Below are 21,680 nucleotides of genomic sequence, written 5' to 3'. Positions count from 1 at the left end.
CGGGTCCCCCCACGTTAAATGTGGTGACTTTTTTTTTCCCGGGCCCTCCCCACTTTTTACCTCGGGGGGGGGGGGGGGGCCCCCCCGGCGGGCCCCCCAACGCCCCCTTTCCATGTGCTCCCCCGCGCACGGGCCGCGGGCCGGCCCTAGGGGACGACCGTCCCGAAGCGGATGTCGTGAGGCGTCCCCGGGTGCAGCACCTGGAGCATCCGGTCCGCCTCCTCCAGCACCTCCGCGCGCCGGGCCCCGGTGAGCGGGGTGAACGGCTCGATGACGAGGGCGTCGCCGAGGATCCGCCACACGCCCGCGAGGAAGCCGTCGACGAGGAAGGGGCGGTGGAAGGTGTTCGCCTGCCGGGTACGGCCGCGGTGCGCGGGCGGGATCACCCGGGTGCGGTCGGCGTGGGAGAGCATCAGGTTGTCGAACTCGGGCAGGAAGCGGGGCGGGGCCGGGGTGTCCGGGTGCGGGCGCGGGGCGTCGGGGAGGTCGAAGAGTTCGACGCCGTTGTCGTCCTGGAAGGTGACGAGCTCGGGGCGGAGCCGTTCGAAGACGGTGCGCGTGCGGGTCAGGCCGGACCAGGTCTGCAGGTCCTTCACGGAGGCCGGCCCGAAGGCGGCCAGGTAGCGCAGGACCGTGGCGTCCAGGGGCGCGGCGGGTTCGGCCGGGCGGCCCAGCCAGTGCTCGGCGGTGGTGAGGGCGACCTGGCCGCTGCGGCCCCACAATCCGCGCGGGGTGACCTGGACGAGGGGGAGCGCGCAGCGGGCGGCGACGGCCAGGGACCACGGGTCGGCGTCCGGCCACCGGCCGCTCAGGGCGTCGCGGAGCTGCTTCATGGTGCGGGGCTCGGCCTCGACGAGTTCGCGGGCGAGGCCGGCGAGGCGGTCCAGGTCGACGCCGGTCAGGCCCTTGCGGAAGGCGCCGATCTCGCGATCGCGGGCGGGCTGCACCAGCGGACGCAGGGTGAGGCTGTCGTCGGCGGTGTGCAGGTGGATCGTCGAGCGCAGGGTGACGATGCGCACGGCCGCGCGCCCGGCCAGCAGTCCCGACAGGTCCTCGGGCGCGAAGCCGTCGAGGCGGGCGGCGAGCGCGTGGTAGGGCGGCTTGACCTCCTGCGCCTGGAGGCCGACCAGGTGCTCCACGGCCGCCTTCGCGGACAGCGGTGAGCGGCGCAGCAGCAACTGCCGGTCGAGGGTGGCGCGGTTGAGGGCGCGGGTGCCGAGCACGGGGGCCGCGGACGGTGTCTTCGTCATGCTCCGCACGGTAGGGGAAGCAGCGGACACATCCTGTCCTGATAGGGGCGGGCGGCGGCCGCCCGCCGCCGCGGTCCTTTCCGGCGCCCGCGTCGGCGCATCGGTCCGCACGGCCCCGCGAGGCGGCCCCGGATCCCGCGCGGCGGCGCCGGCCGGGACGCCGTGGCCCGGGTGAGCCGCACGGGTTCCGCCACGGCGGGCTCGTCCGGCCGCGGGCGTCCGTCCGCACCGCCGGCGGGTCCCGCGTGCCCGTCCGGGCGGAGCGGCGACCGCGCCGCGGCGGCCGCCGGACGGCGGACGGGCCGGGCGGGGTCCGGGCCGGGCGGGGTCCGGGCCGGGCGGCGGGCGGCCGCGCGGGAGCCCGGGGCGGAGCCGTGTGTCAGGACGCGCTCGGCGCCGTGGCCGGGCCGGCGTCCCGCGGCCGCCGGACGGTTCCGCCGAGCTTGGCGCGGAACCGCTCCAGCTTCTCCGGCTCGGCGGCGACGACCCAGCGTTCGCCGACCAGGTACGTGCCGCCGTACACGGCGGCGGCGTCCAGCCAGGCCGACTGGTACTTCTCCGCGGGGAACGTGGTGATGACGTAGTCGGCGGCGTCCGTGTGGCAGACGCCCTCGCGCAGTTCGTCCGCCTCGATGCGGATCGTGGCCGTGCAGCCGGTGAGCCCGGCGATCACCTCCACCTTGGCCGGGGCCACGACCCCGGCCGCGGGGGCGGCGGTGACCTCCGCCGGGCCGCCGTCGGGCACGGTGTCCCGCGCGTCTCCCGAGCAGGCCGCGGCCAGGGGGAGCAGGGCCAGGCCCGCGACGAGGGCCGCGCCGCGCGCCGGGCGGGCGGTGGACGTGATGCGGCCGGTCTGTCCTCGCTGGGGTTGCTGTGCCACGTGCCTCTCCGTGTTCCGGTTCCCGACGGGCGCCGCCCGGCCGCTCGGGCGGCCGGGCGTACGACTGCCCAGAGAGGTACGGACGGCTCGCGGGGGATGTTCACCCGCCGCCGGGTCGCGGCGCCGCCGGGCCGGCCCGTCCCCGCGGCTCCCGCGACCACCGCCGAAACCATTGACGAGTCCATGACCGACCCCTATCTTCTGGCCGAAGTTACGAACTCTGTTCGACATGACGAACGAGGTGATGGACAAGGCCGCCCGTACACCAACCCGCCGACGTCGGCCAAGGGCGCCGACAAAACCCCTCCATGGAGAACTCCCTTGAGACGAAACGCCGTTCGCCTTCTCACGGCCGTCCTCATCGCCCTCGTGACCGTCCTCACCGGCGTGGGCGCCCCCGCCCAGGCCGCCGTCCCCGAATCCCCCGCCGTGACCTACACCAACCCCCTCGCCGAGAAGCGGGCCGACCCGCACGTCTTCAAGCACACCGACGGCTCCTACTACTTCACCGCCACGGTCCCCGAGTACGACCGCATCGTGCTGCGCCGGGCGACGACCCTCCAGGGCCTGTCGACGGCCCAGGAGGTCACCATCTGGACCAAGCACACCAGCGGGATCATGGGCGCCCACATCTGGGCGCCGGAGATCCACTTCATCGACGGCAAGTGGTACGTGTACTTCGCGGCCGGCGCCACGAACGACGTGTGGGCGATCCGCATGTACGTCCTGGAGGGCACCGGCAGCAACCCGCTCACCGCGACCTGGACCGAGAAGGGTCAGATCAGGACCACCTGGGAGACCTTCTCCCTCGACGCCACCACCTTCGTCGTGAACGGCGTGCGCTACCTGGCCTGGGCGCAGCGCAACCCGGCCGAGGACAACAACACCAGCCTCTTCCTCGCGAGGATGGCCAACCCGTGGACGATCACCGGCACCCCGGCGGAACTCTCCCGGCCCACGCTGTCCTGGGAGACGATCGGCTACAAGGTCAACGAGGGGCCGGCCGTCGTCCAGCACGGCGGCAAGGTCTTCATGACCTACTCGGCGAGCGCCACCGACGCCAACTACTGCCTGGGCATGCTGACCGCGTCCGCGAGCGCCGACCTCACCGACCCGGCTTCCTGGACGAAGGGCACGCAGCCGGTCTTCCGGTCCAGTGACGCGACCTCGCAGTACGGTCCCGGCCACAACTCCTTCACCGTCTCCGAGGACGGCAAGTCCGACATCCTCGTCTACCACGACCGCGGCTACAAGGACATCAGCGGCGACCCCCTGAACGACCCCAACCGCCGCACCCGCGTGCAGAAGGTGTACTGGAAGGCCGACGGCACCCCCGACTTCGGCATCCCGGTCGCCGACGGGGTCACCCCGCAGCGGTTCTCCTCGGACAACGCCGCCGGCCGCTTCATCCGCCACTGGGAGTACCGGGCCCGCGTGGAGGCGAACGTGAGCCCGCTCGCGGACTCCCAGTTCCGGGTGGTGCCGGGCCTGGCGGGCAGCGGCACGGTGTCCCTGGAATCGGCGAACTTCCCCGGCTACTACCTGCGGCACAAGAACTTCGAGGTGTGGCTGGAGAAGAACGACGGCACGGCGCGGTTCGCGTCCGACGCCACGTTCCACCGCCGGGCCGGGCTCGCCGACCCGGCGGGCCTCTCCTACGAGTCGTACAACTACCCGGGCCGGTACCTCCGGCACTACGACCACCTCTTGTACGTGCAGGCGTTGAGCACCGCGACGGACCGGGCGGACGCGACGTACCACGCCCAGTGACGGGATGCGTCCGGGCGCCCTCCTGACCCACGGGATCCGGCGCGTCCCCCGGCCGGCGGGACCCGCCGGCCGGGGGACGCCTCGCCGTACGCGCGCTCGCCGTTACTCCGGCGGACTCCCGGGTACCCCGTACGGCGTCTTGTCGGCCCGGTGAGGAGGGACAGTGACGACAGGCCGGCTCTCCGACGACGAGCGGCGCATCCTGGCGGAGATGGAGCGCGCACTGCGCCGCGACCGCCGCCTCGACCGGCGGCTGCGCACCCTGCGGTGGCGGCCCGGCGTCTCCCGGCTGGCGTCGTACACCCCCCGCGCGTGGACCGTCGCCCAGCTGCTCGCCGTGTCCGTCGGCCTGATGGTGGCCGGCATCGCCACTTCGGCGCCGGCCGTGATCTGGGCGTTCGCCGCGGTCTGGCCCCTGACGCTGTACGCGGCGTTCCGGCTGCTGTGCCGCTGGACGGAGCCCTGACAGGGGTCCGGTTTGTCCCGCTTCGCCTCCGGGGACCCGGGAGACCGGAGGTGATCGTCGTGCCCGAACCCGGAAGCAAGAAGTACGACACCCAGCGGGCCAGGAAGCGCAAGGAGGCCGAACGGTCCGGGATCTCCGACCAGGACGCGAACGCGGCCGCCGACGAGGAGCTGCAGAGCGATCCGAAGTGGCGCAGCCGCGGCCCGCGCACGGAGCGGGGCAAGGGGCCGAAGGGGGAGCGTCCGGAGAACGCGTAGCCCTCCGGGGCCGCGGGGCGCGTGGCGAGCGGGGCCGTCCCGGTGCGGGACGGCCCCGCTCGGCGTGCCCCCGGGGCGGACCCGCCGGTGCGCACCCCCGAGCGCGCGGCCGGCCGAACACCTCGCGGGCGCCGCGGAGGGGCACACCGGCCCGGAGCCGGCGTCGTCGTGCGGGACGCCCGCACTTGGGACCCGTCCCGGGGGGCGGGACGCGGCGCGGGGCGAGGCGGGCGCGGGGCGCGAGGCGGACACGGGGCGGGTGCGGGACACGGCGCGGGACGGGGCGGGCCCGGGCACGGGGCGGGTGCGGGACACGGCGCGGGACGGGGCGGGCCCGAGCACGGGGCGGGGCGGGCTACGGCGTCTGCTCACCCCTCCATGGCTCGGCGTGCCGGTGGTGCCAGGTGCCGCTCAGTCGGTGCCAGGCGGCCACGAGCGCGGCGAGGCAGTCGGCGAGCGAGTCCCGCACGAGCGTCGGGACCACGACGGTGCAGGCGGTCATGCGTGCGTCTTCCTCCGCCCGGCCGGCGGGTGGGCGCCTTCCCGACCTTCCGGGTGCCGGCCGGTGACCACCTCAAACACATACCGGACATCTGGGCACGTCGAAGCCCATACACCCCGTATATACACACTGTGTATAGTCCCGGCATGCCTTCTCCGACCCGGAAGACGAAGAAAATAGGGACCTCGTTCCGCGCGGCGGCCGCAGGTGTGGTCGCCGCCTGTCTCTCCCCGGCCCTGACCGGCTGTGCCGGTCTCGACACCACCGCGCCCAGCGCCGTCCGCACGCAGCCCGCGGCCACCGCTCAGGCGGCCCGCTTAGGCGCCGTCGACTGCCGCCGCGCCAAGTGCATCGCGCTCACGTTCGACGCGGGCCCCAGCGAGCATTCGGCCCGCCTGCTGGACATACTCCGGGACAAGCAGGTCCCGGCGACGTTCTTCCTGCTCGGCGAGCGGCACATCGAGAAGTACCCGCAGCTCGTCAGGCGCATGGCCGACGAGGGCCACGAGGTCGCCAGCCACACCTGGGACCACAGGATCCTCACGGAGCTCGAGCCCGACGAGATACGCGAGGAACTGCGGCGCACCGATGAGGAGATACAGCGCCTCACCGGCCGCCGGCCCACCCTGATGCGCCCGCCCCAGGGCCGCACCGACGACACCGTGCACGAGATCTGCCGCGAGCTGGGACTCGCGGAGGTGCTGTGGACCGTGACCGCCAAGGACTACACGACGGAGGACCCCGCGCTGATCCGGCGCCGCGTCCTCGACCGGGCCGACCGGGACGGCATCATCCTGCTCCACGACCTCTACGCGGGAACGGTGCCCGCGGTGCCGGGGATCGTCGACGGCCTGAAGGAGCGGGGGTACGTCTTCGTCACGGTGCCGCAACTGCTGGCGCCCGGAACGGCGGAGCCGGGCGAGGTCTACCGCTGACCTCCGGTGGGGCCGACGGTGTGAGCCGCCGGGGAATCCGCCGCCGCGCCGCCCGCAGTCCCTACGATCGCTCCGTGGTCACCTTCCAGTTGGAACGCACGGTCCCGCTCCCCCTCGACGAGGCCTGGCGCCGTCTCACCGCATGGCCCCGGCACGGTGACGTGGTGCCGCTGACCCGCGTCACCGTCCTCACCCCGGAGCCGGCCGGCGAGGGCACCGTGTTCGTGGCGCGCACCGGCATCGGCCCGTTCGCCGTCGACGACCGGATGGAGGTCACCGTCTGGCGCCCGCCGGGCGAGGACGAACCGGGCCTCGCTCGGCTGGAGAAACGCGGCCGGGCGGTCCTGGGCTGGGCCGAGATCGAGGTGCGGCCCGGACCGGGCGGGCGGGCCCGGGTCGTGTGGCGCGAGGAGGTGCGGCTGCGGCTGCTGCCGTCCCTGTTCGACCCGCTGCTGCGGACCACGGCCCGGGCGGTGTTCGGGCGGGCGGCCAACCGTCTGCTGCGCCGCCCGTGACGGCCGGGCCGAGCGCCCCGGAACCGCGTGCCGGCCGGGGCGGGCGTCGTGCGCGGGCCGCCGCGGGCCGGGCGGCCGGGCGAGCCGCACCACCCGGCCGGACCGCCCGGCCGGACCGCCCGTCCGGTCCGCCGGGGCACGCCGCCGTCTCAGGCGACGGAGCCGACCCGTCCCGCCGGCGCCGACGTCACGTCGTGATGGATCGGGGTGTGCGCGCCGGTCAGCGGCACCCCGCTGCCGCCGCGCTTCGCGGCCACGATCTCCGCGGCGATCGACAGCGCGGTCTCCTCGGGCGTGCGGGCGCCCAGGTCGAGGCCGATGGGTGAGCGCAGCCGCGCCAGCTCCAGCTCGGTGACGCCGGCCTCGCGCAGTCGCCGGGTGCGGTCGAGGTGGGTGCGGCGCGAGCCCATGGCGCCGACGTAGGCGACCGGGAGGCGCAGCGCGAGCCGGAGCAGGGGCACGTCGAACTTGGCGTCGTGGGTGAGGACGCACAGGACGGTCCGGGCGTCCACGGGGGTGCGCTCCAGGTACCGGTGGGGCCACTCGACGACGATCTCGTCGGCCTCCGGGAAGCGGGCCCTCGTCGCGAACACCGGACGGGCGTCGCACACCGTCACGCGGTGGCCGAGGAACGTGCCGACCCGCACCAGCGCCGACGCGAAGTCGATCGCGCCGAACACGATCATCCGGGGCGGCGGCACGGAGGACTCGACGAGCACGGTCAGCGGGGCCCCGCAGCGGGAGCCCCGCTCGCCGATCTCCAGGGTGCCGGTGCGGCCGGCGTCCAGGAAGGCGCCGGTTTCGGCGACCACCGTGCGGTCCAGTTCGGGATGGGCGCCGAAGCCGCCCTCGTGGGAGCCGTCGGGGCGGACCAGCAGGGCCCGGCCGACGAGCTCCGCGGGGCCCGAGACGATCCGCGCCGTCGCCGCCGCCTCGCCGCGCGCGGCGGCGGCGAGCGCGGCGGCGACCACCGGGCGGACCGGGTCCGCCGCCCGCACCGGAGCGACGAGGACGTCGATGACGCCGCCGCAGGTCAGGCCGACGGCGAAGGCGTCGTCGTCGCTGTACCCGAAGCGTTCCACGACCGGCTCCCCGTCCCGCAGGGCCTGCCGGCACAGCTCGTACACCGCGCCCTCCACGCAGCCGCCGGAGACCGAGCCGATCGCCGTGCCGTCGGCGTCCACCGCGAGGGCGGCGCCCGGCCGGCGGGGCGCGCTGCCGCCGACGGCCACCACGGTGGCGACGGCGAAGTCACGGCCCTGGGCGACCCAGCGGTTCAGCTCCTCGGCGATGTCCAGCATCTCTCGGTCTCCTTGTCCGCGGTCGTTCGTGCAGGGGTGCCGGTGACGGGGCGGTGGCCGTCCGGCCGGCTCCCGGCGGGTCGAGGGCGAGTACCCGGGGAGGACCACGATCAGCCCTTGCGGGAAGGTGCCGGTCTCCCCCGCCGCGCCCCGGGCGGGATGCGGGAAGGTGCAGGGGCCGCACGGCCCGGGGGACGGCCCCGAGGGCCGGTCACGCGGTGCCCGTGAGGTGCTCCGGACGCACCGGCGTGCGGTTCAGCTCCAGCCCGGTCGCGTCGCGGATCGCCGCGAGGACGGCCGGGGTCGACGACAGGGTCGGGGCCTCGCCGACGCCGCGCAGCCCGTACGGGGCGTGCTCGTCGGCGAGTTCGAGGACGTCGACCGGAATGGCCGGCGTGTCGAGGATGGTGGGGATCAGGTAGTCCGTGAAGGAGGGGTTGCGGACCTTCGCGGTCCGCGGGTCGACGACGATCTCCTCCATGACCGCGATGCCCAGGCCCTGGGCGGTGCCGCCCTGGATCTGACCGACCACGGACAGCGGGTTGAGGGCCTTGCCGACGTCCTGGGCGCAGGCCAGCTCGACGACCTTCACCATGCCGAGTTCGGTGTCGACCTCGACGACGGCCCGGTGGGCGGCGAAGGAGTACTGGACGTGCCCGTCGCCCTGGCCGGTGCGCAGGTCGAAGGGCTCGGTCGGCCGGTGCCGCCACTCCCTCTCGACCTCCACGGCCTCGTCGCCGAGGACGTCGGCCAGGTCGGCGAGGACCTCGCCGGCGCCGGTGACGACCTTGCCGTCCTCCAGCAGCAGCCCGGCGCCGGCCCAGGCGGGGTGGCGGGAGCCGAACCTGCGGCGCCCGAGTTCCAGCACCCGCTCGCGGACGAGTTCGCAGGCGTGCTTCACGGCGCCGCCGGTGACGTACGTCTGCCGCGAGGCCGACGTCGATCCCGCGCTGCCGACCCCGGTGTCCGCGGGGTGGATGGTCACCCGGGTGACGCCCAGCTCGGTGCGGGCGATCTGCGCGTGGACGGTGACACCGCCCTGGCCGACCTCCGCCATCGCCGTGTGCACGGTCGCCACCGGCTCACCGGCGACGACCTCCATGCGCACCCTGGCGGTCGAGTAGTCGTCGAAGCCCTCGGAGAAGCCGACGTTCTTGATGCCGACCGCGTAGCCGACACCGCGGACGACGCCCTCGCCGTGCGTGGTGTTGGACAGGCCGCCGGGCAGCTCCCGTACGTCCGCGCCCTCGCTGGACTCCCACTGGCGCTCCGGCGGCAGCGGCATCGCCTTGACGCGGCGCAGGAGTTCGGCGACCGGGGCCGGGGAGTCGACGGGCTGGCCCGTCGGCATGACCGTGCCCTGCTCCATGGCGTTGAGCTGCCGGAACTCCACCGGGTCCAGGCCGAGTTCCTTGGCCACCTTGTCCATCTGCGCCTCGTAGGCGAAGCAGGCCTGGACCGCGCCGAAGCCGCGCATCGCGCCGCAGGGCGGGTTGTTGGTGTAGAGGGCGATCGCCTCGATGTCGACGTCGTCGACGGCGTACGGGCCGACGCCGAGCGAGGAGGCGTTGCCGACGACCGCCGGGGAGGCGGAGGCGTACGCGCCGCCGTCCAGGACGATGCGGCACTTCACGTGGGTGAGCCTGCCGTCCCGGGTGGCGCCGTGCTCGTAGCGGAGCTTCGCCGGATGGCGGTGGACGTGGCCGAAGAAGGACTCGAAGCGGTTGTAGACGATCTTGACGGGCTTGCCGGTGCGCAGGGCCAGCAGGCAGGCGTGGATCTGCATGGACAGGTCCTCGCGGCCGCCGAACGCGCCGCCGACGCCGGCCAGCGTCATGCGCACCTTGTCCTCGGGCAGGCCGAGGACGGGCGCGATCTGGCGCAGGTCGGAGTGGAGCCACTGGGTGGCGATGTAGAGGTGGACGCCGCCGTCCTCCTCCGGCACCGCGAGACCGGACTCGGGCCCGAGGAAGGCCTGGTCCTGCATGCCGAAGGTGTACTCGCCCTCGACGATCACGTCCGCCCGCTCCCGGGCCGCCGCCACGTCGCCGCGGACGATCGGCTGGCGGTGGACGATGTTCGGGTGCGGCACGTGGCCGGTGCGGTTCTCGTGGACCAGGACCGCGTCGGGGGCGGTCGCGGAGGCCTCGTCGGTGACGACCGGCAGCTCGCGGTACTCCACCCTGATCTTCGCGGCGGCGCGGCGGGCGGTCTCCGGGTGGTCGGCGGCGACGATCGCGACCGGCTCGCCGTGGTGGCGGACCTTGCCGTGGGCGAGGACCGGGGTGTCCTGGATCTCCAGGCCGTAGTGCCTCACGTCGGCCGGCAGGTCGTCGTACGTCATGACGGCGTACACACCGGGCGTGGCGAGGGCCTCGCCCGTGTCGATGGAGACGATCTCGGCGTGCGCGACGGTGGAGCGCAGGATCTGGCCCCAGAGCATGTCCTCGTGCCACAGGTCGGACGAGTACGCGAACTCGCCGGTGACCTTGAGGCCGGCGTCCGGGCGCAGCGTGGACTCGCCGATGCCGCCCCTGGTCCGCGAACCCTGGGTGATCCTGGTGGGGGCGCCGACGGGGGCGCCCCCCGCTCGGGCGAGGCCGGGAGTGGGCGAGGGCATCGTGATCAGACCGCCTTCTGCTGCCGGGCGGCCGCGAGGCGGACCGCGTCCATGATCTTCTCGTAGCCGGTGCAGCGGCACAGGTTGCCGGAGAGCGCCTCGCGGATGTCCGCGTCGGTGGGGGCCGGGTTGCGTTCCAGCATCTCGTCGGCGGCGACCAGCAGACCGGGCGTGCAGAAGCCGCACTGGACGGCGCCGGCGTCGATGAACGCCTGCTGGACCGGGGAGAGGGGGGCGCCCTCCCCGGTGGGGGAGCCGTGCCCCTCGGCCTCCCGCTGCCGGGCGTCCTGGAGCGACGTACCGCGGGCGCCCGTCGCGCGTCCGCCCTCGGCACGCTGCGCGGCGTGGTCCGCCAGGCCCTCGACGGTGACGACCTCGCGGCCCTCGACCTGGCCGGCGGCCACCAGGCAGGCGCACACCGGCACGCCGTCGAGGCGGACCGTGCAGGAGCCGCACTCGCCCTGCTCGCAGGCGTTCTTGGAACCCGGCAGGCCGAGCCGCTCGCGCAGCACGTACAGCAGGCTCTCGCCCTCCCAGACGTCGTCGGCCTCCTGCGGACGTCCGTTGACGGTGAAGTGGACGCGCATCACGCGGCTCCCTCGGTGTGGCGGGCGCCGCGGTACGACTCCCAGGTCCAGGTCAGGGTGCGGCGGGCCATGACGCCGACCGCGTGACGGCGGTAGGCCGCGGTGCCGCGGACGTCGTCGATCGGGTCGCAGGCGGCGGCGCACAGCTCCGCGAACCGCCGGGCGACCGACGGGGTGACGGTCTTCCCGCTGTCCCAGAAGCCGCCCTCGTCGAGCGCGGCGTCCAGGAACTCCTCCGCCGCCTTCGCCCGGACGGGGGTCGGCGCGGCCGAGCCGATGCCGGTGCGGACGGTACGGGTCTCCGGATGCAGGGCGAGGCCGAACGCGCACACGGCGATGACCATCGCGTTGCGGGTGCCGACCTTGGAGTACTGCTGGGGTCCGTCGGCCTTCTTGACGTGGACGGCGCGGATGAGCTCGTCGGGGGCGAGCGCGTTGCGCTTCACGCCGGTGTAGAAGTCGTCGATCGGGATGCGCCGGGAGCCCCGGACGGACTCGGCCTCGACCTCGGCGCCGGCCGCGAGGAGGGCGGGGTGGGCGTCGCCGGCCGGGGAGGCGGTGCCGAGGTTGCCGCCGACGCCGCCGCGGTTGCGGATCTGCGGGGACGCCACGGTGCGGGAGGCGAGGGCCAGACCGGGCAGTTCGGCGCGCAGGTCCTCGATGATCCTCGTGTAGGGGACGGAGGCGCCGAGCCGCACGCTCTCCTCGCCGGCCTCCCACTCGTGGAGTTCGCCGACGCGGCCCAGGTCGAGGAGGTACTCGGGCCGCCGGTGGTCGAAATTGATCTCGACCATCACGTCGGTGCCACCCGCGATCGGCACAGCGGTGGGGTGCTCGGCCTTCGCGGCGAGCGCCTCCTCCCAGCTGGCGGGGCGAAGGAAGTCCATGACCGGCTCTCTTCTTCGTCTCGGCGGTCGTTCGGATCGGGCCGGATCGGGTGCGGCGGGCCCGGCTCGTTCAGGTGCTGTTCACGTGGATCGCAGCCAGTACACAGCGGTGTGCTCCGACCGGGTCAGTCACCGAAACCATGAAGGAGTTGGCTGGTCGGGGAGGGCATCTTGTAGATTCGTATGAACGGAGGTCATCGGTAACCTCCCCGTTTTCCCGTGGAAACGTGGGAACCGGTCCGGCGGGCGAAGAATGCGGTTGCCGGGGCCCCGACGAGCCCCCCGGCACGGTTTTCACCCCCCGGTGGGTCCTCCTGCTCCATCATGCATTTCGAGACAAGGAACGGCGGCGACGAGAATGCGGCTGCGCGCACTGCTGGACACCGATGCGCTGGGCCTGCGGCTGCTCGGCGGCGAGGACGAGCTGGACCGCACCGTGCGCGGGGTGATGACCACCGACCTGCGGGACCCGAGCCGCTACCTCTCCGGGGGCGAACTGGTGCTGACCGGCCTGGCCTGGCGCCGGGACGCCGCGGACTCCGAGCCGTTCGTGCGGATCCTGGTGCAGGCGGGGGTCGCCGCGCTCGCCGCCGGCGAGGCCGAGCTGGGCGACGTGCCGGACGACCTGGTCGTCGCCTGCGCCCGGCACCGGCTGCCGCTGTTCGCGGTGCACGAGTCGGTCGCCTTCGCGACGATCACCGAACACGTCGTGCGGCAGGTGTCCGGCGAGCGGGCCGGGGACCTCGCGGCCGTCGTCGACCGGCACCGGCGGATGATGACCTCGGGTCCGGCGGGCGGCGGCCCCGACGTGGTGCTGGACCTCCTCGGCTCCGACCTCGACCTGCGCGCCTGGGTCCTCTCCCCCACCGGCCGGCTCGTCGCGGGCCCCAAGGTGGCGGGCCCCGGGCCGGCGCCGGAGGTGTGCGCGGCGCTCGCCGCGGAGCACCTGGCCGCCGCCCGCGCCGGCCGTCGCGGACCGCACCGGATGCTGGTGGGGCAGACGACGTACTCCCTCTTCCCGATCCGCTCCGGCGGCCGCTCCCCGCAGCCGGCGCAGGACGCGCGGGACGTGCGCGAGACGGTGCTGTCGGACTGGCTGCTGGCCGTCGAGGCGGACGCCGGGGACTGGGCGGAGGAACGCCTCGACCTGCTCCAGGGCGTCACCCAGCTCATCGCGGTCGAGCGCGACCGCCGGGACGCGGCGCGCACCGTGCGCCGGCGGCTCGCGCAGGAGGTGCTGGAGCTGGTGCAGACCGGCGCGGCGCCCGCCGAGATCGCCGCCCGGCTGCGGGTGGCGGCGCCGGTGCTGCTGCCGGGCCTGGGGGCCGCTCCGCACTGGCAGGTGGTCGTGGCGCGCGTCGAGTGGGACGGCGGGCGGATCGAGGGCGGCCCGGTCGCCCAGGCGCTCCTGGAGGAGGTCCTGGTCGACCCGCACGTCACCGGTCCCGAGCCGTCCGACCGGATAGCGGTCGCCCACACCGGCGACGAGGCCGTCGCCCTCGTACCGCTCCCGGCGGTCTCCACCGAGCACGACGGCTCGGAGGCCGGCGTCCTCGCCGACGCCCTCCTCGCCGCCGTGCGGGAGCCGCTGTCGGCGGGCCTGGACGGCGACGGACGGCTCACGCTGGGCGTCAGCGCGGCGGTGCACTCGGCGGAGGGGCTGCGGGGCGCCCTGGAGGAGGCCCGGCACGCGCGCCGGGTGGCGGCCGCCCGTCCCGGCCGGGTGTGCGCGGCGGGCCACCAGGAGCTGGCCTCGCACGTCCTGCTGCTGCCGTTCGTCCCGGACGACGTCCGCCGGGCCTTCACCGCCCGCCTCCTGGACCCCCTGCGCGACTACGACCGCCGGCACCGCGCCGAGCTGATCCCGACGCTGGAGGCGTTCCTGGACTGCGACGGCTCGTGGACCCGGTGCGCGTCCCGGCTGCACCTGCACGTCAACACGCTGCGCTACCGGGTGGGCCGCATCGAGCAGTTGACGAGCCGTGACCTGTCGCGGCTGGAGGACAAGCTGGACTTCTTCCTGGCGCTGCGGATGAGCTGAGCCGGCGGGCCGGGCCCGCCGCGCGCCGTTCCCGTCCCGCGCGGTGTCCCACGGCTTCGCCCCCCCCGGCCGCCCCCGGCCGCCTCCGACTGTCCCCGGTCGTCAACGGCCGTGCGCGGCAGGGCGGTTACCGCATCGCCGTGGTTCCCGGCCGTCGGCGGCCGGGCGCCGGCGCCGTGTCGCCCCGGCGGGTGCGGGACCGGTGGTGCGGCCCCGTGGCGGGGGATCCCGGCGGTTCCCGGCCGGCCGGCGCCCGCCGCAACCGGGGCGCGGGGTTGACCGGTTCGCGCCTTGTGGGGCTCGCGACCGGCTCGCGCAAGCCCGGTCCAAGTGAAATCTTTCACACACCCTCTTGGCCGGGCCCGGCGATCCGTGCTGAGATGCCGCCACCAACTCAAAGCTCGACGGCGCGCTCGAGGAGGGCAACGTGGCGCATCCCGCCATGTCTGGTAACGGAACGACCGCTGGTGACGATCCCCTCCAGACCGCGGTGTGGCGGCTGCGCTCCCGGGCCTGTTGGGCCGACGCGGCGGCCCTGCTCCCGCCCGACAGCGCGGCCGGCTCCCTCCAGCGCGCGGCGCTGCTCGTGGAGCGGTGCCTGTACACCGAGCAGGGCTGGCAGGAGGCGGAGGACGCGCTGCGGACGGCGGAGGCCCTCGCCCACACCGACGAGGAACGCGGCGCCGCCGCTTGTGAACGGGGGAACTTGGCCTACGCGGCGACGGTGCACGGGGTGCGCGACCGGATCGACGAGGCGCGGGCCGCGCTCGGGCGGGCGGCCGCGCTGATCCACCCGGAGACGCCGGGCCGGGCGCTGCTCGACTTCCGCCGCGGGCTGCTCGCGGAGAACCTCACCCGCTCCCCGCAGGCCGCCCGCGCCGCCTACCGGCGCGCCCACACGGCCGCCGCGGCCCACTCCGACGCCCTGCTGCTCTCCTTCACCTGGCGTCACCTCGCGGGCCTCGCCCTGCGGGACGGCGAGATCGCCGAGGCGCGGCACGGCTTCGCCGAGTCGCTGCGGATCCGTGAGGAGCTGGGGTACCTCGTGGGGACGGCTCCGGCCCTGGCCTCGCTGGCGGACGCGGAGACCGAGCCGGAGGCGTCGCGGCTGCGGGAGGAGGCCCGGCGGCTGTTCCGGCTGCTCGGCGGCGTACCGACGTGGCTGGCACGGCAGCTGGCGCCGCCGGCGGCTACGGCCTGAGCGGGTGCGCTTCGCGGGAGCGGGGTGGGGCGTCGGCCGAGTGCGGTGCGGCGCGGCGCCGTCGTGGCTTGTCGCGCAGTTCCCCGCGCCCCTTCAGGGCGCTGTCGCACCCGTGGCCGAGCGGTCCCGGACGAAGCGGCACCACCGGCCGTCGGGCGGGTGCGGCACCGTCGTGGCTTGTCGCGCAGTTCCCCGCGCCCCTTCGAGAGGGCGCTGCCGTCCCGCAGCCTGCCTAGTGGCCCCGGACGAAGCGGCACCACCGGTCGCCGGGCGGGTGCGGCGCCGTCGTGGCTCGGCGCGCAGTTCCCCGCGCCCCTTCTAGGGCGCTGCCGCACCCGTGGCCGAGCGGTCCCGGACGAAGCGGCACCACCGGCCGTCGGACGGGGGGTCAGGTGCCCTTGCGCAGGGCCTGGGTCAGGGCTCGGCCCGTGTCGTGGTCCGGTGGGCCCGGGCAGTCGATGCCCAGCTCGGCGGCCAGGGTGCGCAGGTGGAGGTCGACGGTCGACTCGACGAGTTCCGCGAGGACGGCGACCGCGGCGCGGGCCCGGCGCACGCCGAGTGCCAGGGGGACGGCGCCGAGCAGGGCCGCCGGCCACCACAGCACCGCGAGCGCCGCGTACAGCACCCCCCAGGCCTGCAGGCGGTGCGCGGCGGCGAGGGTCTGGCGGGCGGTGTGGAGTTCCAGCCGGGCGCCGTCCGCGACCAGCAGCCACAGCCGGGGCCAGGCCGAGACGAGGTCGAGCCGGTAGGCGTCCCACACCCGTCGCTCCGCCGCGGCCAGCCGGTCCCCGGCCCAGGAAGGACGGGCCGGGGCGGCGAGCGCGACGCGGTTGCGGCCGGCGCCGAGCCGTGCCGCCCGTTCGGCGAGGGAGGCGGCGTCGGGGTCCGCCGCGAGCCGGGCGCGGCCCGCCGCCACCAGGGCCTCGCGGAACGCCTCGTCGGCCGCCTGCCAGCGGCGCAGCCGGCGGGCGGTCAGACGACGCGACAACGGGTCGCGTCCGTCGGCCAGCCACAGGCGCTCCACCCCGGTCCCCAGTGCCCTGACCACGAGGTCCACGCCGTACGCGGCCGCCAGCACGCCCGCCGCCGCCAGCGCGACGGCGCCCGGGGAACCGGCGGCGCGCGCGCCGGCCACGTCGTCGAGCGCGGCGCGCAGCCGGGCGAGGTCGTCCCCGTGCGCGTGGCCGAGGACGGCGGCGCCGGCCAGCACCGCCAGGTAGAGCAGGCCGGGCAGGACCAGCAGGGCGTTCCAGCGGTCGGCGAGCTTGCCGCCCAGCGTGTCGAGGAACGGGCTCACGGTGTCACGTCGAACGGCTTGAGGGGCTCGCCGAACAGCGCGCAGTGCGGCGGCCCGGCCGCGGACGCGCCCGGCGCGGGCGGCGCCTCCACGCGGGTGCAGCGCTCGCGCGGGCAGGTCAGCACCTCCAGCAGCGGGCGGCCGGCGCCCAGCCCCGGCAACGGCTCGAAGGCGGGGTGGGGCTGCGCCGGGACGGTGCGGTAGGCGCCGAGCCCGGCCGTGTGGCCGGCCGCCAGGAGGCCGTCCTCCAGTTCGTCGAGGCAGGCGTCGATCTCGTCCCGGTCCCGCCCCTGCCGCACCCGGGCCACCGCGTCGGCGGCCAGCGCGCGCAGCCCCGCGTCCTCGGCCAGCGGTCCGCCCGGTTCCGCGAGGCGGGCGCAGAGCACGGCCAGGCGGGTGTCGCGTCGTTCTGGCTCGTTCGGTACGGCCAACGGTGACTCCCCGTCAACTACGGTGATCCGTGAGTGTGTTGTCACCGATGATAGGGAAGGGTCCCGGCCGTCGGCTCCGGCCGCGCGGACCGGGGGCGGGGACGGGGGCGGACATGAGCGGAACGGCGGCGCAGCGGGGGTCGCTCCTCCTCGCGGCCCACCTGCGCGGCGGCGAACCCGGCGCGCTCGACCACGCCGTCGAGCAGTTGCGGCAGGGCGTGCGCGAGACGCCGCCGGGCACGCGCGCGTACGTCGCCTGCCTGGGCAACCTCCTGGCCGCGCTCGCCCTCCGCTGCACGGCCGTCGGGGACCCGCGGGACCTCGCCGACCTGGTGGCGTACGGCCGGGTGGCCGCGGCGGGCTCGCCCCGGCAGCAGGACCTCGCGCTGCTCGGCCAGGCACTGGTGTGGAGCCACGAACGGACCGGCGCGCCGGGCGAACTCGACGAGGCCGTCGAGGTGTACGGGCGGGCGGCGGAGGTCTCCGGCACGGCCGACGACCTCCTGCCCGTGCTGATCAACCGCGCGGCGGCCCTCATCGATCGGTACGAGCGCACCGGCCGGCCGCCCGACCTGGCCGCCGCGGAGGCCGATCTGCGGCGCGGCCTGCGCCTGCCGGACGTCGAGCCCGGCACGCGGGCACGGCTGCTGGCCAACCTGGCGTCCGTGCGCAAGCTGCGCCACGAGGCCGACGGCGACCCCGCCGCGCTGGCCGAGACGGTCGCCCTGAGCCGTGAGGCCGCCGCCTGCCTGCCGGCCGGCGCCCCCGAGCAGCCGGTGATGCTGGGCAATCTCGCGCTGGTCCTCATGACGGCCGCCGGCGCGGGCACGCCGGGCGCCGCCGTCGAGGGCGTCCGCGTGTGCCGGGAGGCACTGGCCCTCACCCCGGCCGGCCGGCCCGAGCGCGGCGCGCTGCTGCACCGGCTCGGCGCCCTGCTGCGGCTGGCGGTCGAGGCGGGGGAGCTCGGTGTCACGGCTCTGGACGAGGCCGTGACCGCGGCGCGGCAGGCGGTCCGCGAGACGCCGGCCGGCCATCCGCAGCTGCCGGACCGGTTGCAGGGCCTCGGCAACGTCCTGCACCGCCGCTCCGAGACGGCCGAGGAGCCGGGCGAGTGGCTCGACGAGGCGATCGACTGCCTGCGCCGGGCCGTCGCGGGTTTCACCGAGCACCGGAGGCCGGACGGCGACCGCGACCGGGCCCGGGGCAACCTGGCGGTGGCACTGCGCCGACGCCACCTCGCCACTCTGGACCTCGCCTCCCTCCGCGAGGCCGTCGCCCTCGTGCGCCGGCTGATGGGCTCCGCCACCGCGCCGGCCCGGCACCACCGCACCCTGGCCAACGCGAGCGTCGTCCTGCAGAGCTGGGCGACGGCCACCCGCGACCCGGAGGCCGCCCGCGAGGGCGTCGACGCAGCCCGGGCCGCGCTGTCCGCGACCCCGGACGATCCCGCCGCGGTACGGGCCGACCGGCTCAACACGCTGGCCAACGCCCTCGTCACCCTGTACGAGTGCGCCGGGGCCCCCGCCGGCCCCGGGAGCGCCGGCGACCGGATCCACGTGCTGGACGAGGCGATCGCCCTGCTCGAGCGGGCGGCCGCCCTGCTGCCCCCTGACGCCCCCGACTTCGCCCGCACCCTGAGCAACCTCGGCGGCGCCTGGCGCCGCAAGGCCGAGTCCACGGGGGAGCTCGCGGCGACGGAGCAGGCGGTCGCCGTGCTCGGCCGGGCGGTCGCCGCCGGCGACCGGTGGCCGGACCGGCGTGCCTCGTACGAGGCCAACCACGCCGACGCGCTGCGGCTGCTGTACGAGACGACCGGTGACCCGGGGGTGCTGCGGGCCGCCGCCCGCGGCCGCCGCCGGGCCGCCCTGACCGTCGAGGCCCCGCCCCTGTCCCGCGCCATGGCCGCGCTGGCCTGGGGCGACGACGCCGCCGAGGGCGAGGGGCCGGCCGCGGCGCTGGAGGCCTACCGGCTGGCCGTGCGGCTGCTGCCGCGGGTCGCCCCGCGCCACCTCACCCGCCGCGACCAGCAGGAGAAGCTGGCCCGGCTGGGCGGCCTGGCCGCCCGTGCGGCCGCCTGCGCGCTGGACGTGGGCGACGTGCGGCTGGCGGTGCGGCTCCTGGAGCAGGGCCGTGGCACGCTGCTGGGCCACCTCTTCGAGTCCCGGGGCGAGGTGGCGGAGCTGCGCCGGGCCCACCCGGCGGCCGCCGCCCGTCTCACCGCGCTGCGCGACCGCATGGACCGTCTGAGCCTCGGGGCCGACGACGGCCTCGACGCCGACGAACGGCACGCCCTCGGTGCGCGGTGGGACGCCGAGGTGGCGCGCGTGCGCGAGCTGCCGGGCTTCGCCGGCTTCCTCGCCCTGCCCTCCCTCGACGAGTTGCTGGCCTGCGCCGACGAGGGCCCGGTGGTGCTGCTGTACGGCGGGCCGCGCCGGGGCGACGCGCTGATCCTGCGGGGGTCCCCGGGCGGCGGGCGGGAGCGCGGGGAGGTCCGTCACGTCCCGCTGCCCGGGATGGGCGAGGCGGTCGTGGAGCGGCAGGCCGCCCGGTTCCACGAGGCGCTCGCCGCGTCCCGCTCCCCGGACGGCGAGCGGGACGCGGGCCGTGTCCTGCGGGAGGTGCTCGCCTGGCTGTGGGACGGCGCCGTCGGCCCCGTGCTCGACGCCCTCGGACCGCCGCCGGCCGGTCCCGGCCCGCTGCCGCGGGTGTGGTGGTCGCCGGGCGGTGCGCTCACCGCGCTGCCGCTGCACGCGGCGGGACACCACGGCGACCCGGCGCGCACGGCGCTGGACCGCGTCGTCTCCTCGTACACGCCGACCCTGCGGGCGCTGCGCCACGCCCGCTCGCGCGAGGAGGCGGCGCGCGCGGTGCCCGCGGCCGGCACGGACGTCACGACCGTGCTCGCCGTGGCGTCCGGCGACGCCCCGGGGGTGCCCGCGCTGCCCGGCGCGGAGCGCGAGGTGGACGCCCTGCGCAGGCTGCTGCCCACGCGGGTGCTGTCCGGCCGGGACGCCACGTTCGACGCCGTGTACGGGGCCCTGCCCCGCCATGCCCACGCGCACTTCGCGTGCCACGGCGTCAGCGATCCCGCCGACCCGTCCACCGGCCGGCTGCTCGTGCACGACCACGCCGAACGGCCGCTGACGGTCCGGGACATCTCGCGGCTCGACCTGTCGGGGGCGCGGCTGGCGGTGCTGTCGGCGTGCGAGACCTCGCGCGCGGACGGGCGGCTGGCGGACGAGGCGATCCACATCACCTCGGCGTTCCAGGTCGCCGGGTATCCGCATGTGGTCGGCACGCTGTGGCCGGTGCACGACGCGGTGGCCCGGCGGACGGCGACGGTCTTCTACCGCGAGCTGCTCGGCGGTCCGGGGGCGCCGACCGCGGGGGCGCTGGACGCCGGGCGGGCGGCCGAGGCGCTGCACCGCGCGGTGTGCGCGTGCCGCCGGCGGTATCCGGCGAGCCCGAGCCTGTGGGCGGCGCACGTGCACGCGGGCGCCTGACACGGCTCCGTTGTGCCCGCCGTGCCCGTTGTGTCACGCTGCGTACCAGGGGTCGTCCGAAGGGGGAGCGGAGCGATGGGCCTGAGGGATCTGTTCCGCAGGGGCGGCGGCACGCCGGGTCCGGACGGGGCCCCGGCGCCAGAGGAGCCCTCGGCCGATCCGCGGGGGGCGCCGGGGACCGCCGAGTCGCCGAAGGTCATCGAGATCACCCTGAAGGCCGTGGACGTGCTGCCCGGCCTCCTCGACGAACGCATCCGCAGGCTCGGTCCGACCCACCCCGACACGGTGAGGATGGGCCTGGACCTGGCCCGCGCGTTCGCCCACGCCGGCCGCCGCACCGAGGCGCTCGACCTGTACCAGCAGGTGTGCGGCACCCGCGCCGCGACCCTCGGCGCCACCCACCCCGACACGCTGGACGTCTCCGCGGAGGCCGCGGCGCTGCTGCACGTCGACGGGCAGCCGGTGACCGCGGAGGAGATGTGGCGTTTCGTGTTCGACGCCCGCGCCGAGACGCTGGGACCGGCCGACCCGGGCACCCTGGAGGCCGCCTGCGGGCTGGCGCAGGCGCTCGACGAACTGGGGCGCGCCCCGGAGGCGGCGGCCCTGTGGCAGCACGTCGTCGACCACCGCACGCGGCGCCTGGGGGCGGACCACCCGGACACGCTGACCGCGCTGCACAACCTCGCGGCGTCGCTGCTGCGCACCGAGCGGCCGGCGGAGGCCGAGCGCCTCCTGCGCCGGCTGCTGAGCGTGCGCCGCGCGCGGGGCGACGACGGCTCCTCGCTCCTCGACGTGCGCAACAACCTGGCCGCCGTGCTGTACCGCCGGGGCGCGCTCGCCGAGGCCGAGGCGGAGTTCCGGGTCCTCGTCGCGGACGAGGAGCGCCTGGTGGGCGCCGATCACCCGCACACGGTCACCGCGCGCAACAACCTGGCGGCCGTCCTGCACGACCTCGGCCGGCTGGAGGAGGCGGAGTCGCTGCTGCGGTCGGTCCTGTCGGCCCGGGAGCGGACCCTGGGCGAGAGCCATCTGGAGACGCACGGCGCACGGGACAACCTGGCCTCCGTGCTCGTCGCCCGGGGCGGCGGTCGCGAGCGGGAGGCGGCGCGCCTGCTCGAACGCTGTCTGGGCGGCTACCGGGCCCTGCTGGGCGACGGCCACCCGAAGACGCGCGCCGCGCGCGAGAAGCTGGCCGCGCTCACCGCGCCGGGCGCCTGAGGGGCGCTGTCCGGGCCCG

At 76.1% G+C, this 21,680-nt stretch carries 18 protein-coding genes; 9 read left to right on the top strand and 9 right to left on the bottom strand.

Going from position 1 to position 21,680, the window contains the following annotated elements; all coding sequences use genetic code 11:
• Window positions 1-146: 146 nt before the first annotated feature.
• Both ACH4F6_RS03850 and ACH4F6_RS03845 read right to left on the bottom strand, forming a co-directional pair.
• Entirely contained in the window at window positions 147-1,250 is a 1,104-nt protein-coding gene (locus tag ACH4F6_RS03850) for a winged helix DNA-binding domain-containing protein (protein WP_397958268.1), read from the bottom strand.
• A 379-nt stretch (window positions 1,251-1,629) separates the two neighbouring features.
• Window positions 1,630-2,130 carry a hypothetical protein gene (locus ACH4F6_RS03845; protein WP_397958267.1) on the bottom strand — a complete coding sequence of 167 codons (501 nt, stop codon included), beginning with the start codon at window positions 2,128-2,130 and terminating at the stop codon, window positions 1,630-1,632.
• Between the two features lie 321 nt (window positions 2,131-2,451).
• Between ACH4F6_RS03845 and ACH4F6_RS03840 the strand changes: the two genes are divergently transcribed.
• The 3 genes from ACH4F6_RS03840 (at window position 2,452) to ACH4F6_RS03830 (ending at window position 4,623) form a co-directional block, all read left to right on the top strand.
• Entirely contained in the window at window positions 2,452-3,900 is a 1,449-nt protein-coding gene (locus ACH4F6_RS03840) for a family 43 glycosylhydrolase (RefSeq protein WP_397958266.1), read from the top strand.
• A 163-nt stretch (window positions 3,901-4,063) separates the two neighbouring features.
• On the top strand, window positions 4,064-4,366 hold the full coding sequence (locus tag ACH4F6_RS03835; protein WP_397958265.1) for a DUF3040 domain-containing protein: 303 nt from the start codon (window positions 4,064-4,066) through the stop codon (window positions 4,364-4,366).
• Between the two features lie 59 nt (window positions 4,367-4,425).
• A complete protein-coding gene (locus ACH4F6_RS03830; protein ID WP_397958264.1) occupies window positions 4,426-4,623 on the top strand; it encodes a hypothetical protein in 198 nt (65 codons plus the stop codon).
• Between the two features lie 355 nt (window positions 4,624-4,978).
• Here the strand turns inward: ACH4F6_RS03830 and ACH4F6_RS03825 are convergent, their stop codons facing one another.
• Window positions 4,979-5,125 (bottom strand): hypothetical protein, encoded by a 147-nt coding sequence (locus tag ACH4F6_RS03825; RefSeq protein WP_397958263.1) that lies wholly within the window; start codon window positions 5,123-5,125, stop codon window positions 4,979-4,981.
• A gap of 146 nt (window positions 5,126-5,271) precedes the next feature.
• Here ACH4F6_RS03825 and ACH4F6_RS03820 point away from each other — a divergent pair, with 146 nt between their 5' ends.
• Both ACH4F6_RS03820 and ACH4F6_RS03815 read left to right on the top strand, forming a co-directional pair.
• Complete coding sequence (locus tag ACH4F6_RS03820; protein WP_397958262.1) at window positions 5,272-6,060, top strand: polysaccharide deacetylase family protein; 789 nt, start codon at window positions 5,272-5,274, stop codon at window positions 6,058-6,060.
• A 74-nt stretch (window positions 6,061-6,134) separates the two neighbouring features.
• Window positions 6,135-6,575: an SRPBCC family protein gene (locus tag ACH4F6_RS03815; RefSeq protein WP_397958261.1), complete on the top strand. Its 441-nt coding sequence runs from the start codon at window positions 6,135-6,137 to the stop codon at window positions 6,573-6,575.
• A gap of 149 nt (window positions 6,576-6,724) precedes the next feature.
• Here ACH4F6_RS03815 and ACH4F6_RS03810 read toward each other — a convergent pair whose 3' ends face one another.
• From ACH4F6_RS03810 to ACH4F6_RS03795, 4 genes are all read right to left on the bottom strand, one after another.
• Window positions 6,725-7,876: an XdhC family protein gene (locus ACH4F6_RS03810; RefSeq protein ID WP_397958260.1), complete on the bottom strand. Its 1,152-nt coding sequence runs from the start codon at window positions 7,874-7,876 to the stop codon at window positions 6,725-6,727.
• Window positions 7,877-8,087: 211 nt separating this feature from the next.
• Window positions 8,088-10,496, bottom strand: a complete 2,409-nt coding sequence (locus tag ACH4F6_RS03805; protein ID WP_397958259.1) for a xanthine dehydrogenase family protein molybdopterin-binding subunit — start codon at window positions 10,494-10,496, stop codon at window positions 8,088-8,090.
• Window positions 10,497-10,501: 5 nt separating this feature from the next.
• Window positions 10,502-11,083 carry a (2Fe-2S)-binding protein gene (locus ACH4F6_RS03800; protein ID WP_397958258.1) on the bottom strand — a complete coding sequence of 194 codons (582 nt, stop codon included), beginning with the start codon at window positions 11,081-11,083 and terminating at the stop codon, window positions 10,502-10,504.
• Entirely contained in the window at window positions 11,083-11,970 is an 888-nt protein-coding gene (locus tag ACH4F6_RS03795) for an FAD binding domain-containing protein (protein ID WP_397958257.1), read from the bottom strand. Before ACH4F6_RS03795 ends, ACH4F6_RS03800 begins: the two co-directional genes overlap by 1 nt.
• A 358-nt stretch (window positions 11,971-12,328) precedes the next feature.
• On the opposite strand from ACH4F6_RS03795, the gene ACH4F6_RS03790 reads away from it, so the two are divergent.
• Both ACH4F6_RS03790 and ACH4F6_RS03785 read left to right on the top strand, forming a co-directional pair.
• Window positions 12,329-14,011, top strand: coding sequence for a PucR family transcriptional regulator (locus ACH4F6_RS03790; protein ID WP_397958256.1), 1,683 nt, complete (start codon window positions 12,329-12,331; stop codon window positions 14,009-14,011).
• A 427-nt stretch (window positions 14,012-14,438) separates the two neighbouring features.
• A complete protein-coding gene (locus ACH4F6_RS03785; RefSeq protein WP_397958255.1) occupies window positions 14,439-15,212 on the top strand; it encodes a hypothetical protein in 774 nt (257 codons plus the stop codon).
• 388 nt (window positions 15,213-15,600) lie between these two features.
• Here ACH4F6_RS03785 and ACH4F6_RS03780 read toward each other — a convergent pair whose 3' ends face one another.
• Both ACH4F6_RS03780 and ACH4F6_RS03775 read right to left on the bottom strand, forming a co-directional pair.
• Window positions 15,601-16,509 carry a hypothetical protein gene (locus ACH4F6_RS03780; protein ID WP_397958254.1) on the bottom strand — a complete coding sequence of 303 codons (909 nt, stop codon included), beginning with the start codon at window positions 16,507-16,509 and terminating at the stop codon, window positions 15,601-15,603.
• Complete coding sequence (locus ACH4F6_RS03775) at window positions 16,506-16,940, bottom strand: hypothetical protein (RefSeq protein WP_397958253.1); 435 nt, start codon at window positions 16,938-16,940, stop codon at window positions 16,506-16,508. The genes ACH4F6_RS03780 and ACH4F6_RS03775 overlap by 4 nt, the downstream gene beginning before the upstream one ends.
• 113 nt (window positions 16,941-17,053) lie before the next feature.
• On the opposite strand from ACH4F6_RS03775, the gene ACH4F6_RS03770 reads away from it, so the two are divergent.
• A complete protein-coding gene (locus tag ACH4F6_RS03770) occupies window positions 17,054-20,443 on the top strand; it encodes a CHAT domain-containing protein (RefSeq protein WP_397958252.1) in 3,390 nt (1,129 codons plus the stop codon).
• A 75-nt stretch (window positions 20,444-20,518) separates the two neighbouring features.
• A complete protein-coding gene (locus tag ACH4F6_RS03765) occupies window positions 20,519-21,661 on the top strand; it encodes a tetratricopeptide repeat protein (RefSeq protein WP_397958251.1) in 1,143 nt (380 codons plus the stop codon).
• Window positions 21,662-21,680: the final 19 nt, after the last annotated feature.

Source organism: Streptomyces sp. NPDC017936 (genome assembly GCF_044328485.1).
Taxonomy (GTDB): domain Bacteria; phylum Actinomycetota; class Actinomycetes; order Streptomycetales; family Streptomycetaceae; genus Streptomyces.
This window is presented reverse-complemented; position numbering and strand designations above follow the sequence as displayed.

Bases quoted from the DNA above. Each gene is read 5' to 3' on its own strand.
- ACH4F6_RS03825 (WP_397958263.1), bottom strand. From the start codon at position 5,125: ATGACCGCCTGCACCGTCGTGGTCCCGACGCTCGTGCGGGACTCGCTC.
- ACH4F6_RS03850 (WP_397958268.1), bottom strand. From the start codon at position 1,250: ATGACGAAGACACCGTCCGCGGCCCCCGTGCTCGGCACCCGCGCCCTC.
- ACH4F6_RS03765 (WP_397958251.1), top strand. From the start codon at position 20,519: ATGGGCCTGAGGGATCTGTTCCGCAGGGGCGGCGGCACGCCGGGTCCG.
- ACH4F6_RS03805 (WP_397958259.1), bottom strand. From the start codon at position 10,496: ATGCCCTCGCCCACTCCCGGCCTCGCCCGAGCGGGGGGCGCCCCCGTC.
- ACH4F6_RS03795 (WP_397958257.1), bottom strand. From the start codon at position 11,970: ATGGACTTCCTTCGCCCCGCCAGCTGGGAGGAGGCGCTCGCCGCGAAG.
- ACH4F6_RS03810 (WP_397958260.1), bottom strand. From the start codon at position 7,876: ATGCTGGACATCGCCGAGGAGCTGAACCGCTGGGTCGCCCAGGGCCGT.
- ACH4F6_RS03820 (WP_397958262.1), top strand. From the start codon at position 5,272: ATGCCTTCTCCGACCCGGAAGACGAAGAAAATAGGGACCTCGTTCCGC.
- ACH4F6_RS03770 (WP_397958252.1), top strand. From the start codon at position 17,054: ATGAGCGGAACGGCGGCGCAGCGGGGGTCGCTCCTCCTCGCGGCCCAC.
- ACH4F6_RS03800 (WP_397958258.1), bottom strand. From the start codon at position 11,083: ATGCGCGTCCACTTCACCGTCAACGGACGTCCGCAGGAGGCCGACGAC.
- ACH4F6_RS03790 (WP_397958256.1), top strand. From the start codon at position 12,329: ATGCGGCTGCGCGCACTGCTGGACACCGATGCGCTGGGCCTGCGGCTG.